Raw genomic sequence first — 15,907 nt, forward strand, 5'->3', positions numbered from 1 at the left:
GAGAATATTCCTACAACAACGTGCGGGCGGACAATTTTCGTTCAAAACAGTAGTAAATTTAAGGTCCCAGAAAATAGTAGTAGATCCATTGACCTATGGCATTCTGTGTGGTATAATCAAAGTAGTAATTATAACGGTCGTTAAATTTACCACTTAGCTGAAAGAGAGGATCGATCATGCAAAGAATATTTGGCTATTGCCGTATTTCCAGACCCACACAGAACATCGAGCGACAGGAGCGCAATATAATCAAGTCATACCCGACGGCTCGCATATACAAAGAGGCTTACACAGGAACTAAGACCTCAGGGCGCAAGGAACTTGAAAAGCTCCTGAAACAGGTGCAGAGCGGTGACATGATCGTATTTGACAGCGTGAGCCGTATGAGCCGTAATGCTGCCGAGGGCGTGGAGCTGTATCTTCAGCTTTATGAGCAAGGGGTGGAGCTTGTTTTTCTCAAAGAACCCCACATAAACACTTCTACCTATAAACAGGCGCTTTCCCGTGATGTGCCGATGATCGGAGAGGATGTAGACCTTATATTGCAAGGAGTGAACGCATATCTTAAAAGGCTGGCTGTGCGGCAGATCGAACTTGCATTCGGTCAGGCACAAAAGGAAGTTGACGACCTTCACCAAAGAACAGCCGAGGGCATCGAAACAGCACGGCGCAACGGCAAGCAGATCGGACAGCGTAAAGGGGCAACACTCAATGTCAAGAAGGCGGCTGCTGCAAAGAAGATCATACGCACGAGCTGCAAGACATTCGGTGGGACCCTGACCGATGAGCAATGCGCTGCTGCTGCAGGCATATGCCGCAAGACATACTACAAGTACAAGGCGGAGCTGCGCCGAGAGTTTGAAGCAGAGGGACTGCAAATGACCCTCGATGAAGTATCCGGACAAGCACCGCAAGGCACTAAAGACACGAACGCTCTTTAGTGTCTAAAAGACGTATTAAGCGTTGATTGAGAAAACGGAGTATGCAAGATGAGGGATCATTATAAAAAAAGTAGCTGTTGCCCGACTGCAATAGCTACTTTTTTTATTAACTGTATCGATCAAAAAACGCTTATTATACCGGCTTCTAAAACAAGCACCGCAGGTACTATATATTTTCGCGGATGATGCCAGAGGTTTGTTTCAAAGCTCCATTTAGTTATGGCGTTTTTGTTTTCCATTTTCTTTTTCTCCGGTTTTTAGTTTGTTGTCATTTTATATAAAACGTTTTTACGTTTATATACTTTACTTATCTTCATTCTCTAAAGTGAATGCCGATATGAGAAATGCTGCTGTTGCTGCACCAAACATCATACCCATGACTTTCTCGCCTTTTGTGATCTGTATAACGGCGGCAACCGTCCATATAATACCTATTATTATTCTTATGATCTTATGTCTCATATCAAACAGCTCCTTTTATCAATTTAGAACATCTGAACAAGTTTTTTGTCTGTTCTCTTTCTTTGAAAATTACTACTGCGGATAAAGTAATTGAAAACGCAGCCAGTGTCCACGCTTTTGAATATACAAGTGTTAAGATGCTTATCATCAATCCCGTCATGACCGCAAGGCTGGATTTATCTGCCCTGACGGGATCGGAATTAAATATCTCTGTTTTGCCTACTATTGCTATAAGGATTATCACAGCAATGGCAAATACTGAAAGTTCTGCAATTATAATAACTGCCAGAACTGATAACGGCAGATTTACCTTAAGACTCCGAAGCATAAGAATATCCGATATACCCGAAGGTATCACTGTCTTTACAGCACAATTAAAAATCATATATACAGTTGCATAAAGAAAGGTCACATGCGTCATCTGATTCATCATATCAAAAACTTTTGCAGGCTCTTTTTTGAAGTAAATAAATTTTAAGCATTCAAAATTTACAAGTTTGCAAATATATTATTTTATCATTTTCCCCTTTGTATTTTATCACTTTACAAACTATAATACACTTGCAGGAAATATTCTATAAAAAGAGAGTAAGCGCCTATTTTTACGGAGTAAATAAAAAATGAGGCTATTGCTTGGTTGAAACAGTCTCATAAAATTATAACATGTTTCGGATTGGAAATCACATGAAAAGACAGAATAATATAAATAGAATCATATTAAATGTAAGAAATATATAATCAAAAATTTTTACGCATGAAATATATATATATAAATGAAAATCTAAGTAATTGTGTGGTATGAAAACGGAACTTACATTTGGTAGAAAATCTCTGTTAACTTGAGAAAATATTGGTATAAAATCGGAAACGTGATTTTTGGGGATATTTAAATGGACGTTATATCAACAGTAATTTTATACCACTATTATTGCAAAAACAGTTTTTAAAACGGTCCGAGAATTGAAATTTATGAAAAAAAGACCGTCATACTTAATGACGGTCTTTTGAAGATAAACACATTTAAGCCTTACGGACTATTTCACGTAAAGCTGATGATATTTATTTAGTTTGCTGGGTTCTATGTGCAGAGTATATCTTTTATGCTGCTGTGTACCAGTTTTGCTTTAATTATGACGCAGTTTGATATTGCCTGCTCTATCACGGATTCGATCTTCCTGCCAAGCGATGCCGCTGTTGTCCTGTATTGATGTACAAGCGCGGCTATGTCATTCAGCTCCTGCAATGATACATTTGACTTCTTCTTGCGGCGAAGTATATTTCTTACTGTGTGGCGGTCAGAACGGAAATGCTTTTCAGTGGTGTAGCGCATTTTATTTCTGCCGTACTGATCTCTTGATGCAGTCACCGGATTTTGTATTTCGGCAACTGTACATTCAGAAAGTGAAAATGTAGTTCTGTGGACAGGGAAAGCAAGGCTGTGTCCGTTGTTTGAATACTCAACTGAACAGCCTATTTTTATTATTCCTGCTTTTCTGAGGTGTGCTATCGCTTTTCTGACGGTCTGAACAGATATTCCGAGCTGTTCTGCAATAGCTTTGTACGCCGTGAATTTACTTTTGAAAACAAGGTCGTTGGTGACATCGCCTGATTTAGACAAACGGAAAAAAAGGTACATCAGCACTCGTATTTCCGCATGATGCATAGTTTTGAGGCTTTGCGCCTTTAACCATACAAAATCTATGTTTATGTAGTTGCTGAATGGCTTGTCCTCGCCCGCATATGCCATTTCAAAGTCATTATAAGGTATTTTAAGGATGATCTCCGCATTGCAGTTCTTATCTTTGGGTTCTCTTATTATCAGAGGGGTCTTTATTTTATTGCCATTTGGTAAATTTATTGTTACAAAAGTGTTTTCAAGAAATTTTACGGAAGCATAGAATGTCTTCGTATCAATGCAAAGAGTTTCTTCGATATCCCTGTGATAGATCGAGATCCTGCCGTTGACATCACAATGGCTGGCTAGGTAGATCTCTAGTGTTAAGGCACTTTTAGGGATTTCTTTTGTTCTATATAATGCTTTGAATATCCAATCTTTAATTGTTTGCATTAAAAAAGACCTCCTTTCGTCTTCAAGCAGTTTAAAACTACACAACGAACGGAGATCTGAACATCATACTTAAAAAGATTTTTGAAATGGTATTGACAAATGCGAATCTTTTTGGTATAATAGTTACAGAAACAGGGTTGTTTTGAAACGTTGTGGGTTTCAAACAGCTTAAAGGGAAACGTTCGGCAAAACGTTTCTCTTTTTTTCTGTTTATTATCGTTTATATTGCAACACTGTATTATAACTTTATTACGAACATAAGTATAGCATAAAATGACCAATTTGTCAAGTGTTTAGTGGCGTGTTTTAGGGCATTTATTTACACTACAAATATCAGATCGTATCAAATATTTTATTAGGTATTAAAAAAAAGTAGCTTCCCTTCCCAATATATTTAAGTCTTTTTGATTTTCTGAAAATATCGGGAATTTTTTCAGAAAGGAGCATATTGTGAGTAAAACAATCAAGCAGATCGCAGATGAACTGCAAGTGAGCAAGCAGGCTGTCTGGCAGAGAGTCAAGCGCAGCTCTGAACTGTCGGCTATGCTTTATGAACATAGTCAAACTATAAATGGAACTGTGGTCATTGATGAAGATATGGAAAAGGTCCTCTGTGAACTTTATCCCGAACGTCCCACAACTATAAATGTTGATGAAACAATCAAGAATGTTGATATAAACGGCGTAAACGTTGATGGGATGAGTAAAGAAGTTGATGTAAACGTTGACGAAACATCTATATGTAAAGGTGTAAATGTTGACGATGTTGATATAAACAGCGTCAACAGCAAGAAGAATGTTGATGCTGATGTTGACGATAAACACGCAAACGTTGATGTAAACGATATGGACGTTGATGTAAACACGTTGATAGAAACACTTCAAAGTACCGTAAATACGCTGAAACAGCAGTTGACGGTCAAGGATAAACAGATAGATGATCTGTCGGCAATGCTCAAAAGCTCGCAGGAACAACAGGCGACTCTGGTAACTGCATTATCGGCGGCGCAGGCATTGCACGCAGGAACTATGCAGGAACGTTTGACAGAGCATTCAGAAAATTCGGAGATACAAAGAGAAGTCAATGAAGCCGAGCAGAAGAGTCAGAGCGTGAAAAAAGGATTCTTCGCAAGGATATTCAGAAAGGGAAGCTGAGAGGGGCGCAACTCTGATATTTTCAGCATAAAAAGGTACAGCCTGAAATATTTTGCTGTAATATCAGGGCTCTTGCAGTGTAAACCGAGAAGCTTATAAAGTAAAAAATATCCCCCTCGGGCGATCGAAACCATGCCCGAGGGGGATTTGAACGGTTAGCTATTTTTTATCTTACCAGAGCTGAAACACACTCAGCGATCTATTTTAAAACAGCCCCTCAGAATTGCTCTGAGGGGCTGTTTTTGCACTGTTCAGCGCGTGTTTTTAGCTGTATAAATGTCTTTTACTTGGGCAGACCCAGCCAGATAGCCAGACCCACGAGTGCAAAGCCGGGGATAAGTGTTACTGCTCGGATAAGTGCGGCTTTTGAAACAGATTTACGGGTAAAGCCGAATACTATCAGCAGTATGCCGATGATGAATGAAAATACCATTGAAAAAAATCCCATATATTACATCTCCCTTTCCAGTTTGATTATCCTTTGATGTCTTTCCGCCACTTCCATATCATGTGTAACCGTAATCACAGTCGTGTTATACTCCTTGTTCATGCGGGAGAGCAATGAGAGGATATTCTCCTTATTCTCGCCGTCAAGGGAAGCGGTGGGTTCATCACATAATATCAGCGGTGGACGCATTATTACTGCCCTTGCAAAGACCGCGCGTGCTTTTTCTCCGCCTGAGCATTCAAGCGGCTTTTTTTTCAATATATGCTTGATGCCGATCTTTTCCGCTATGCTTTCAAGTTCTTCTGAAAAATCTTTCCTATCGGGACTTGCATAAAGTAGAGGAAGTCTGATGTTGTCTTCGATTGAAATAGAATCTATCAGAGCCGATTCCTGCAAAACGAATCCTATCTTACGGTTTCTCCATTCAGCCAGTTGATTGAGGTTAGCGTCAGACGGTCAGAGTACACTATGTAGTGCAGAATCAGCACACTCCCCCTCGCGGCAATCACCACAGATTAGAAAAGCCACTGACACAGCGAAAAAAACACCCCCATGATAATTCTGGAGGTGTACATAATATATGTTTTGGTTAATAATGTCCTATTCTACGTATTGCGAAGCCAACTGCTACGCAGTACAGTGATCTTACTTGCGGAGTGTCAGCTGGATAACCATAATTGTAGCTTTATAATTGACACAAAAACTAATATATGATATAATGAATTTAATTATAAATTTTAAGTTTACTCTGTTTTTTAAACTTAATTATATTTACCAGCCCCACCAGTCAAACCAATCCTGCATTTTAAAACCTCCTTTTTTAGTGTTTTTATTACTCTTGTTTCGATGGTCTTATTATAATTCAACATTTGTACAATTACTATCATTTTGGAGCAAACGGTATAAAATTCAGAGTGAATTACATTAATTAATGTTTTTTTGAAACATTATAATGATTTATATATATTTTTTATGGAGGGGAAATACATGAAAATCGCGATTTGTGACGACCAGATGGCTATGCACACCGAGTTAAAAAAGCATCTGGAAAATTATGCCCAAAAGAGAAACCTTATAATGATCTACAATGACTATACCAACGGTTTTGACCTTATCAGCAGCCAGAACGAGTACGACATTATTTTTATGGATTATCAGATGGCAGAGATAGACGGTCTTGAAACTGCCAGACAAATAAGAAAGAAAAATACTGATACTACCATAATATTCCTGACCAGCTTTCCCGATATCGTCTTTGATACCTTTGAAGTAAATGCATACAGGTTTTTAGTAAAGCCGATAGATGATGCAAGGCTTGAGGCTGCACTGGATTCATATCTTTCGGACAATGATGAATCAAACTTCATCCTCATAAAGACCGATGAGAGCAACCAAAAAATAAATATAAACGATATAATTTATATAGAAGCATCAGACAAGTACTGCAATATCAGGACAAATGAAGGTACTGTACTATTCAAAAAGACCTTGTCCGAAATTGAAAAGATGCTTCCCGAGGATAAATTCTTCCGATGCCACAGAACTTATCTGGTAGGGTTCCGCCATATCGTTTCGCACACATCGACAGATGTACTTTTTGATAATAAGGAAAAAGCTCTTATCAGCAGGGTAAAGCTCCCGCCGTTTAAAAAAGCTTTTACCAACTATATAAAGAGATATAATTTCCAGAAGGGGAGCTGAAAATGACCACCGTTTCTTATTTAGTAATGCTTGCAAACATCCTGGAACAGCTTATGTTCGTCACGCTTGCAAGAACAATTTGTGATTTCAAATCATCGCGTATCAGATATCTAGGCTATTTTCTGCTCATACTCACTCTGCTACCCGTGCCTATTCTTATGAACAAACCCGATTTCTGCTCTAAGGAAATGGGTCTGATATTACAATTAATTTATGTTTTCGGACGTATCCCCGCATACAGCGTATTATTCGAGGAATTCAGTCAGAGAGTTCTGTATATTTTCCTGCTGTCACAATGGCCGCCGCAGATATATCTGAATATTTGCAAGGCATTTATCAAAGATTATGAGCTCTGCAATCTTATCGCATTTTCTGCGGATATCCTTATTTTGTTCCTTATATTCATTTACATCAAAAGAAAAAAGATAGAGTCCATGCTTCATCAGATCATCAAATCACTGCCCAAAAGACTTTATATAAACATACTTTTACTTTTATTTATTGCGGCAATATTTGTAATGGGCGAAACAAAACCCGATCATGAACATTATTATAAAAAATACATCCTGCCTTCCATGATGGGACTGATAGTTTTTTTATTTTCTATAGTAAAGATAAGTATATCCGAGATCGAAAAAAAGACAACGATAGATCTGCTGTCAAAGCAGGTGGAAAATGAAGTAAAGTACTATGAAAAGATAAACACCATTTATGGCGAATTCAGAAGCTTTCGGCATGATTTCAAAAATCATGTTATCTGTCTGAGGAGCCTTATCGAATCAAACGAAAAAGAAAATGCTCTTGAATACATAAACGAGATAGAAGGTCTTTCCTCTGTCGAGAAAAAGCAGTACAACACAGGAAATATAATCATTGACGCACTTTTGAATGATAAAAACGACAGAGCAGCGGCAATAAATACTAAAATAGTATTCTCCGGAATGGTCCCCACAACCGGTATAAGCAACGTTGATCTGTGTATAATAATGGCAAATGCCATAGATAATGCAATTGAAGCCTGCGCCAAGGACACCTCAGAAAAGCCCAAGGAGATAAATGCGGAAGCAAGCTTCAGGCAGGGATATTTTTTCTTTAAGATCACAAATCCTATTTATGAAGCTGTGGAAATAAAAAGCAACAATACTATTACGACTTCAAAGAGCGATAAGGATCGTCACGGCTTCGGTGTAACGAATATTCTCCGCACTGTCCAAAAATACGACGGTGAAGCCGAACTGTCTGCCGATGATAATAAGTTTACACTGGATCTGAACCTGGTATTGAAACCCGAAATCATAAAATGAGATCAGAAAAAATCACAATAAATACATTTCACTCTGTTTATACTACCGTTCACTCTGTAATCATAGACTGCATCATACTGTAATGATACAATTTGTATGAAGGAATACTATCAAACTGTTTAGTAGTGAATAGTAAAAGCAATAAATGATTATAGCTGTTGCTATAATTTTAAAACGATATAAATGGTGGTGAAAATTATTGCAATTTATCGAACACATAAACATTTATGCTGAAAACCTTATAACATACACTGCGAGCATAAAAAAATCAGAGATATATAAAATAATCCAGCATATAAACGATAATCTTTCGGCACTGAACATCAAAGTCGCAGGAAAATTCATTTTCACATTCAAAGAAGACAAAAATTCTGATGAAGTACAGCCTGTAGAGATACTTATCCCTGTAAAGGGTGAAATAGGATCCTCGGACAGCTACGGCAAGAAGCTTATATTCCGTCTCATCAACGCTGTTATGACAAAGCACGAGGGCAGCATCAACGATATTTCAGATTCAGAACAAGCTCTAAAGGACTATATACAGAAAAATAATTATGAACCGATAACCAACACTTATTATGTAGTGATAAGAAACGGTGATACATTCGGTGCAGACTGTATTTTTGAAATGTATATAGGTGTAAACTATAACTCGCTGTAAAATGGCAGAAGCACGGTTTTGTGTTTGGCATAACCCGTCACCCCTTACACTTTGTAAGGGGTGACGGGTTATTTCACTTATATATCGCTAAAGTGAACCTGACCTTCAAGTCGTTCTTCGGACTCAGGCTTAGGCTCTATACGCTTTTTCTTATAGATAAAAGCCCTGGTTTCGTCAACCATATCATCACAAATTACTATTTTCATATGATAAGATCACCTTGAAAAAACAATATAGCTATATAGCTGCCATCTGGAAGAAAGCTCGGTATAATGAGAGTTAAAGGGTGTTATATACCGTTTACTCTGAATTTAGTGATGTTTGCTCCATAATGATAGCCAGAACCGATAAGGTGATGTATACTAGCATCATCAGAAGAACACAAATGAAAGGAGCGATCAGTTATGTGGCTTTGGCCCTGGTTACCATAATACAAAATAACATAAATCACAATATCAGGCAGAAATGATTAATGTTTTGAAATCAATGATAATGTCATAAATACTATATCGTGTTTTTTAGTATCAATAGTAATCTCCTGATAAAACAGCGAAAAGAAATTTATAATAAATTGCAAAAACAGTTTTCTTTGCGAATGCAATTGTATAATTTTTTTCTATACCGGTGTAGAATAACTTTTAACCGGGAAACTATATTAACTTCTGATTTACTGAACGAAACATGAAGTAATTCCAAACGATTATCTTCAGGTACATCTTCGGTTACTACAATACACAAATTATAAGCAGCTTTGATGTATGCGAATACTAACCTTTGGTCTTTCGGATTTCCAGCTGGATCAGCTAACTGTTTGGCATGATATATGTCTGCTTCAGCTAATATGTGCTTTTTTACGGAATATTTCCTGACAATTCCAATGTTCGATCAAATTAGAATAAAGGAGTAAAAAATATGGAATTATTTGAATTAATGGCAGAAGAAGCATGGAGCTGGGGAGCAGCAATTTGTGGAGGAGTTTGTGGTCTTGGCGGAGCAGCAGGTTGTGCAGCAATCTGTGGAGTTGATGGTCCTATCCCTGTAGCAGATGCAAGTGCAATTACAGCATCAGGTACAGCAGCAGGCGGACTTGGAGCTCTCGCAGCAGGTCTTGCATCATAATTGAATTTACTGAAAATTATCACAAAGGAGTAAAAAATATGGAATTATTTGAATTAATGGCAGAAGAAGCATGGAGCTGGGGAGCAGCAATTTGTGGAGGAGTTTGTGGTCTTGGCGGAGCAGCAGGTTGTGCAGCAATCTGTGGAGTTGATGGTCCTATCCCTGTAGCAGATGCAAGTGCAATTACAGCATCAGGTACAGCAGCAGGCGGACTTGGAGCTCTCGCAGCAGGTCTTGCATCATAATCAGTTTAGTACATAGAAATATTAAAAACATCAATATTAATCCGGATTGTCAAAGAAAGTGAAACTGGATATAGCATATACATGAAACAGCCATATATTGTGCTTATATGACATGACGGGTAAGCTGGATGAAATTTACGAAAATCTGAGACAGGATACCGCTTAATTATATCTGCTGATATTTTTAGTTTAGTAGTAACCGAAGATGTATCTGAAGATAATCGCTTTGACTTCTTCACTTTTGGTTTAATTTATCTGTAATTTTATATAATATATAACAAGGGAAAAATAAGATGAATAATAATTGTAATATCTGTTTTAAATCTGACAGTAATAATGAATATGTCTTTGATTCTGATTCATCTGTTATTTTTGAAAAAAGTCAGTATGAGAAAAGAATCGACAAGATCAGTAAAATGAAAAAGACAAATCAAATTCAGAATAAAAGTTATGACAGTCATGACATTGAAGAATATATACTTAAGTACGGACTTGGTCAAATGGTTCTGGAAGTGACTAACCGCTGTAATTTCAGATGCGAGTACTGTATTTTTTCTGAGCATTATCAAGGACACAGTAAACTTGAAAATGAAAATATGACATTAGAAACAGCGATAAGGGCTATAGATATGTATATGGACCTTATTGAAAAAGGTAAGATATACAATCCAGAACGCACCCCTATAATAGGATTTTATGGTGGAGAACCCCTTCTGAATTTTGATCTTGTAAAAAAATGTGTTGAATATGCCAAAGAGCGTTATAAAGGGAGAGTTTTATTTTCAATAACGTCTAACGCGTATCTGCTGAATGACGAAGCAAGTAAATTTATGGCTGAAAATGATTTTATGCCGATATTCAGTCTGGATGGACCGCAAAAAATACATGATAGTAATAGAAAACTTGCCGGTGGTAAAGGAACATTCGAAAGAGTGTATCAGAATATAAGAAATTATGCACGTGTCACTAACAGTATTCCTATGATAAATAGTGTATATGACTATAATACTGATATGGAAGAACTGATGGAGTTCTGGTCTGAACAGAATGAAATGGTGCTTCTGTCTCTTTCTCCGGTAAATCCTTACGATACAGATTATTACAATAGTTTTGATGAGAAAACGGTAAAGACCTTTTTTGAAAAGAAACTGAAGCTCGAAAAGTACTTTCATGAACTGGTGGCTAAAAAAGATGACCTGACTTCAAAGGAAAAAAGAGAACTTAATTTTTTAAATGTTTTTCTTGGAAAGCCCGCGTCTTCTGTTTATATGAAAGAAATGTTCAAAGATCCTTCAAGAAGTATAGTGAAGTGTACCGGAAGCTGTGTCCCAGGAGATAAGATGTTTGTTAATGTCCATGGTGATATATATCCATGTGAAAAAGTTGATAAAACAATGATCATAGGTAATTTAAACAGTGGTCTTGATTATTCAGTTATATGCGGATATATGAAGGAATTTGAAGCTAAAATAACTTCAGGATGCAGTAACTGCAGTGTAAAAAACGTATGCAGTTTATGTTATCAGTCACTGCACTGTGAAAGCGGATTCTGCAAAAATGCACAAAGCTGCAATAATATGAGGAATAGTTATAAAGAACTCCTTTCAAGAGCTGTTTCACTGTCAGAAGAGAATCCTGCGTGGTTTTCAGATTTTACTACAAAATATTACAAAGAAATTAAAGAATTGGCTGTGGTGCTTAAATGAATTATAAATATTTCAGATTATATGAGGAATGCTATCTTGTAAACGGAAAAGAGAAGTCGTGTATATATGATCTCTTCAATGAAAAGGTATTTCATGTGGATGAAGACCTAAGAAAAATTCTTACCCTGACTGAAAACAATAAAAGTTTTGATGATGTCTGTCATGAACTGAATATTACTACGACATTTCTTGAAGAAAAACTTAAAGAAGCAGAAAAATTTCAGGTAGGAGGATTCTATGAGAAACCTCCTGCAATAGAAAAAGTTACGCTGCATCCTGACTGGAAAGACAATCTTTTTTTCAAACTTCCTCCGCAAATTAACAGAGCTTTTCTGGAGCTTAGCAATGAGTGTGATAACAACTGCTTTTTCTGTGCATCCGATCGTTATTCACTTCGTTTCAGATGCATGGGGTGCGGAAAGGATCCTTCGTATAATAATATAACTATATCTGTAGAAAAATGGACAGAGTATATGAAACAGTTATATGCTCTAGGTGTTACAGAGCTGTACATTACAGGAGGAAATGTTTTTTTGGATGTTCCTAAGCTTAAAGCGGTTATATTATCAGCTAAAGAGATCGGATTCAGATATATAAATGTTATATCAGGAAATCGTAATATCAACGCTTTACGACAGCTGGGTGAAGTAGCGAACGGCGTTAAATTTATTATACAGAGATATCTTGACGAAAATTATAAACAACTCATTGAAAGTGATGAAATCATACAAAATATTGATATCTTGGATAAATCAGAATACTGCTTCGTGTTTTTACTTGATTACTATAATAAATCCCTTGTAAATGATATTGCTGCAACGGTCAAAAATAAAATTAAACAGAACAGTTTTTATTTTGATTATCTTTTGGATAATCAGAATCTCACGGATATACAGCTTAGAGAGATCAAGTTTACCAACAGTAAAATTAAACTAGATGATTTTTCAATCAAAGGTAAATATAATCCTTGCCTCAATTCAACCGTTACTATCAAAGCTGATGGTATTATAACTACCTGTCCGGGATTGAAGGATTATCCGTTATCAAAAACCGGTGATCTCTATGAAGCGATAAAAAAAGATAATATCACCAGATACTCTTCACTGGGTTGCAATGATATAGAACCTTGTAATAAATGTGAATATAGATATCTTTGCAGTGACTGCAGATATATCGAGATCAAAAATGGTGCACAGCTCAATCAGACCAGAATTTGTGATAAATGTATGGTGGGCTGACAGAAATGAGGTACGTATGGATAATGTGATCGAATTTAAAAACGTATACAAAAAATATGATTCTGTAAACGTTCTGGAAAATGTAAGCTTTTCTGTGAAAAAACATGATGTATTTGGGTATATCGGTCCTAATGGTGCGGGAAAAACTACTTCCATTCGTCTTATAACAGGACTCCTTGAACCTACTCAGGGAGAAGTGAAAGTATTTGGAGAAATACCAGAAAAGAATAACATCAAATCCAAAATAGGCTTTTGTTATGATAATGATGGCCTTTATACTAATCTTACTGCTTTTGAAAATATGTGTTTTTTCGATATAGTGTATAACGATGCTAAGGGAAGAGACAAGAGGATAAATGAACTTCTTGCACTGGTAGGGCTTGAAAAGGCAGTGAACAGGAGAGTGAGCGAGTTTTCAAGAGGAATGAAAAAACGTCTTGGTCTTGCCAGAGCACTTATCTGTTCACCAGAGATCCTTATACTTGATGAACCTATGATAGGTCTTGATCCTGAAGGGCAGGCCGATATAAAACGTATCATTAATAATATAAAAGATAAATGTACGATATTTCTGAGCTCACATAATCTTAATGATGTGGAGGAGCTTTGCAACAGAGTTGCAATACTTGAGCATCGTATACTTACCGATGGACTTCTTTCCGATATCCTTGCAGATGATACTCCTGTTGTAAAAGTAACTTTGAATGAGCCGTGCACGTATGAACGGTTATCTGGCCTTCTTGGATCAGGAGCAAGTGATATTGAAATATCAGATAAAACAGTAAGAATCAGATTCAGCCAGAAACCGGACCTGAATACTGTAACAGGTTTTCTTATCGATAAAAAGATTGGATTTAAAGAAATTGGTATAGTGAACAGTAGTTTAAGAGAAAAATATTTCAGTTTAGTGGATGGAGAGAATCATGAACATGCAGGCAATTAAAGCGATAGCTTATAAGGAAAAGATCTCTGTAAAAAAGAGCATAAAGTCTCTTTTAATCATCAATGTTGTTTTTATATGTATACTGCTTGCGACTTCCATAAAAAAAAGCAGTGGTTTTCTGGATGAAGGTGTAACTGATGTAAGTAATCTTTTGGTCGGAAGTACAGGCTATGTTTCTATATTTTTATCATTTGTGACATTTATAAGTACACTTAAATTCTGGCAGGAAAAAAGTATGGATGCTATTGATTCCCTCTTTTCCCTTCCAGTATCAATAAGAAAAATACTTGTTGGAAAAGTAGCGTTTTCAATGCTTATTGGAGTTATTGGTTTTGCTGTAGCTTTTATAACAAGCATTATTGTGTACGCGGTTAAATTTAAGGTTTTTGCTTTTTCACCTGTAGCAGCGCTGTTAATGCTGGCTATATCGCTTCTGCTGAATTTTTCTTATGGTATAATAAACGGTTTCTGTATGTGGCAGCTGTCAGTTGGTAAAGCTAAAATAATTCAGGGGCTTACATATGTTATTTTCCTTGGAGGTATCATAGGCCTGAATGGATGTATTACTGCTGATGGGATAAATATGAATGTGGTATATGCTTTGATTGCTGCGGTAATTTTACTTGCAGCCGGAGCAGTATATTCACTAATCCTTGCAAATAAGGAAAAGATAATACTTAATCACATAGAATGAAAGATTATTGTAAATGACTAATATTATTCAAAGTATAGTAGCGGCCGAAAAAGTACTGATGCTTTTGATCGCCATAGGATATTTTTTTTATTTGAGACAGAAAAGGGTGCTGACTCATAGCATACCAATAATTATTATCATAGGTATTTGTTCCTGTTTAAATCTTTTTAACCATAATCATGGTGTAATTTACAATGTGATATTTTGTGTCTCAAATTTCGCAAAATTATATGTGCTTTCAACTGTAGGATATACCCTCTGGAAACAGAGAAAAACAAGAGCGGGATCAGATGCAAATACAGGTATATTAAGTTTTATAATACTGCTGACAGTTATGCTGTGCTGGGGACTGCTCATGCGTGTTCTTATTGGATCTCAGATTTCTGAAGGCTATAATGAATATTTAAGAAATTTCACAGTCACTTCCGGAACCTTTTTTGTTTTGCTTAATGGTCTGATCATAGGTCCGATATCTGAGGAAATTTACTACAGATGCTTTTACGGTGAAATGTTCATGTCATGGACAGACAAAATGAAATACTCCGCAGTCTTTACAATTTTTATTACTGCAATAAGTTTTTCTTTAAGCCATATCAGCATTTATTCAAATGATCTTATGAAAATGATCCAGGTTTTCCCTATAGGCATCATACTTGGATATGTGAATTATAAAAAAGGCGTTTTATATTCTATCCCGATGCATATACTTTACAATACCGGATTATTGCTGATCAGGTGATAAAAAAGCAGTACAAGCTGTAACAGACGTGTATTGGCCGTGCGGATTCCCTCAATCTCATTGGATGCCTCCGCACTTTGCACCTTTGCTAATCTCAATCAGACGGTCAAGTTCCGCTAGTTTCTGCTTCAGATAAAGCTCCTGCCTACCATTGTATTCATGTATCTGCGCAACAAGCCTGATGATTTCACTGTCCCAGGAACGACTTGCCAGCTCAATATAATCAAATTTTAAATAGGAGTATTCCACTTCGCTTTCAGAATTTCAGGGGTATTTCTGAAACAAGTCTCTCACAATTAGAAAACAAACACGAAGTCTTCTTTTACTTATAAAAAATCCACCCCTCACGCATTCCAAATGGATTCGTTTGGTGCATCGAAAGCGTGAGGGGGTGTTCTGTATTATTAGAAACGGCGTGATTTGTAGTAGCTTCTTAGGATATTTTCTACTCTTAATTTCCTGTTCCGTCCACCTCTGACCATT

Annotated in this window: 18 protein-coding genes; 12 read left to right on the forward strand and 6 right to left on the reverse strand. The window is 36.7% G+C overall.

The genetic code is table 11. The features are described from left to right. The first annotated feature begins 176 nt into the window (after positions 1 to 176). On the forward strand, positions 177 to 941 hold the full coding sequence (locus RUMAL_RS20265; RefSeq protein WP_013483948.1) for a recombinase family protein: 765 nt from the start codon (positions 177 to 179) through the stop codon (positions 939 to 941). A 303-nt stretch (positions 942 to 1,244) separates the two neighbouring features. On the opposite strand, the gene RUMAL_RS22025 is transcribed toward RUMAL_RS20265, so the two are convergent. The 3 genes from RUMAL_RS22025 to RUMAL_RS20275 all read right to left on the reverse strand — a co-directional run bounded on the left by RUMAL_RS22025 (position 1,245) and on the right by RUMAL_RS20275 (position 3,471). Next, on the reverse strand, positions 1,245 to 1,403 hold the full coding sequence (locus RUMAL_RS22025) for a hypothetical protein (RefSeq protein ID WP_013483950.1): 159 nt from the start codon (positions 1,401 to 1,403) through the stop codon (positions 1,245 to 1,247). 1 nt (position 1,404) lies between these two features. Beyond that, positions 1,405 to 1,731 (reverse strand): hypothetical protein, encoded by a 327-nt coding sequence (locus RUMAL_RS20270; protein WP_162145127.1) that lies wholly within the window; start codon positions 1,729 to 1,731, stop codon positions 1,405 to 1,407. A gap of 750 nt (positions 1,732 to 2,481) precedes the next feature. Next, entirely contained in the window at positions 2,482 to 3,471 is a 990-nt protein-coding gene (locus RUMAL_RS20275; RefSeq protein WP_013483952.1) for an HTH domain-containing protein, read from the reverse strand. A 450-nt stretch (positions 3,472 to 3,921) separates the two neighbouring features. On the opposite strand from RUMAL_RS20275, the gene RUMAL_RS20280 reads away from it, so the two are divergent. Next, positions 3,922 to 4,626 carry a hypothetical protein gene (locus tag RUMAL_RS20280; RefSeq protein ID WP_013483953.1) on the forward strand — a complete coding sequence of 235 codons (705 nt, stop codon included), beginning with the start codon at positions 3,922 to 3,924 and terminating at the stop codon, positions 4,624 to 4,626. A 283-nt stretch (positions 4,627 to 4,909) separates the two neighbouring features. Here RUMAL_RS20280 and RUMAL_RS22030 read toward each other — a convergent pair whose 3' ends face one another. Beyond that, a complete protein-coding gene (locus RUMAL_RS22030) occupies positions 4,910 to 5,074 on the reverse strand; it encodes a hypothetical protein (protein ID WP_013483954.1) in 165 nt (54 codons plus the stop codon). Positions 5,075 to 5,077: 3 nt separating this feature from the next. Further along, positions 5,078 to 5,506, reverse strand: a complete 429-nt coding sequence (locus tag RUMAL_RS20285; protein ID WP_080557330.1) for an ABC transporter ATP-binding protein — start codon at positions 5,504 to 5,506, stop codon at positions 5,078 to 5,080. A 555-nt stretch (positions 5,507 to 6,061) separates the two neighbouring features. Here RUMAL_RS20285 and RUMAL_RS20290 point away from each other — a divergent pair. The 3 genes from RUMAL_RS20290 to RUMAL_RS20300 all read left to right on the forward strand — a co-directional run bounded on the left by RUMAL_RS20290 (position 6,062) and on the right by RUMAL_RS20300 (position 8,740). Continuing rightward, complete coding sequence (locus tag RUMAL_RS20290; RefSeq protein ID WP_013483955.1) at positions 6,062 to 6,775, forward strand: LytR/AlgR family response regulator transcription factor; 714 nt, start codon at positions 6,062 to 6,064, stop codon at positions 6,773 to 6,775. A gap of 2 nt (positions 6,776 to 6,777) precedes the next feature. Next, on the forward strand, positions 6,778 to 8,079 hold the full coding sequence (locus RUMAL_RS20295; protein ID WP_013483956.1) for a sensor histidine kinase: 1,302 nt from the start codon (positions 6,778 to 6,780) through the stop codon (positions 8,077 to 8,079). A gap of 199 nt (positions 8,080 to 8,278) precedes the next feature. Continuing rightward, positions 8,279 to 8,740, forward strand: coding sequence for a GyrI-like domain-containing protein (locus RUMAL_RS20300; RefSeq protein WP_013483957.1), 462 nt, complete (start codon positions 8,279 to 8,281; stop codon positions 8,738 to 8,740). A 77-nt stretch (positions 8,741 to 8,817) separates the two neighbouring features. On the opposite strand, the gene RUMAL_RS22785 is transcribed toward RUMAL_RS20300, so the two are convergent. Further along, positions 8,818 to 8,946, reverse strand: coding sequence for a hypothetical protein (locus RUMAL_RS22785; RefSeq protein ID WP_013483958.1), 129 nt, complete (start codon positions 8,944 to 8,946; stop codon positions 8,818 to 8,820). A 706-nt stretch (positions 8,947 to 9,652) separates the two neighbouring features. Here RUMAL_RS22785 and RUMAL_RS20305 point away from each other — a divergent pair. The 7 genes from RUMAL_RS20305 (at position 9,653) to RUMAL_RS20335 (ending at position 15,424) form a co-directional block, all read left to right on the forward strand. Beyond that, a complete protein-coding gene (locus RUMAL_RS20305; protein WP_013483959.1) occupies positions 9,653 to 9,859 on the forward strand; it encodes a huazacin family RiPP peptide in 207 nt (68 codons plus the stop codon). 38 nt (positions 9,860 to 9,897) lie between these two features. Beyond that, entirely contained in the window at positions 9,898 to 10,104 is a 207-nt protein-coding gene (locus RUMAL_RS20310; protein WP_013483959.1) for a huazacin family RiPP peptide, read from the forward strand. A 293-nt stretch (positions 10,105 to 10,397) separates the two neighbouring features. Continuing rightward, entirely contained in the window at positions 10,398 to 11,810 is a 1,413-nt protein-coding gene (locus tag RUMAL_RS20315; protein ID WP_013483960.1) for a radical SAM protein, read from the forward strand. After that, positions 11,807 to 13,048 (forward strand): hypothetical protein, encoded by a 1,242-nt coding sequence (locus tag RUMAL_RS20320; RefSeq protein WP_013483961.1) that lies wholly within the window; start codon positions 11,807 to 11,809, stop codon positions 13,046 to 13,048. The genes RUMAL_RS20315 and RUMAL_RS20320 overlap by 4 nt, the downstream gene beginning before the upstream one ends. A 16-nt stretch (positions 13,049 to 13,064) precedes the next feature. Then, positions 13,065 to 13,991 (forward strand): ABC transporter ATP-binding protein, encoded by a 927-nt coding sequence (locus RUMAL_RS20325; RefSeq protein ID WP_050793339.1) that lies wholly within the window; start codon positions 13,065 to 13,067, stop codon positions 13,989 to 13,991. Beyond that, positions 13,972 to 14,685 (forward strand): hypothetical protein, encoded by a 714-nt coding sequence (locus RUMAL_RS20330; RefSeq protein ID WP_013483963.1) that lies wholly within the window; start codon positions 13,972 to 13,974, stop codon positions 14,683 to 14,685. Before RUMAL_RS20325 ends, RUMAL_RS20330 begins: the two co-directional genes overlap by 20 nt. 232 nt (positions 14,686 to 14,917) lie before the next feature. After that, entirely contained in the window at positions 14,918 to 15,424 is a 507-nt protein-coding gene (locus RUMAL_RS20335; RefSeq protein ID WP_157865515.1) for a CPBP family intramembrane glutamic endopeptidase, read from the forward strand. Positions 15,425 to 15,907: the final 483 nt, after the last annotated feature.

The sequence above is a fragment of the Ruminococcus albus 7 = DSM 20455 genome (assembly GCF_000179635.2).
Taxonomy (GTDB): Bacteria; Bacillota; Clostridia; order Oscillospirales; family Ruminococcaceae; genus Hominimerdicola; species Hominimerdicola alba.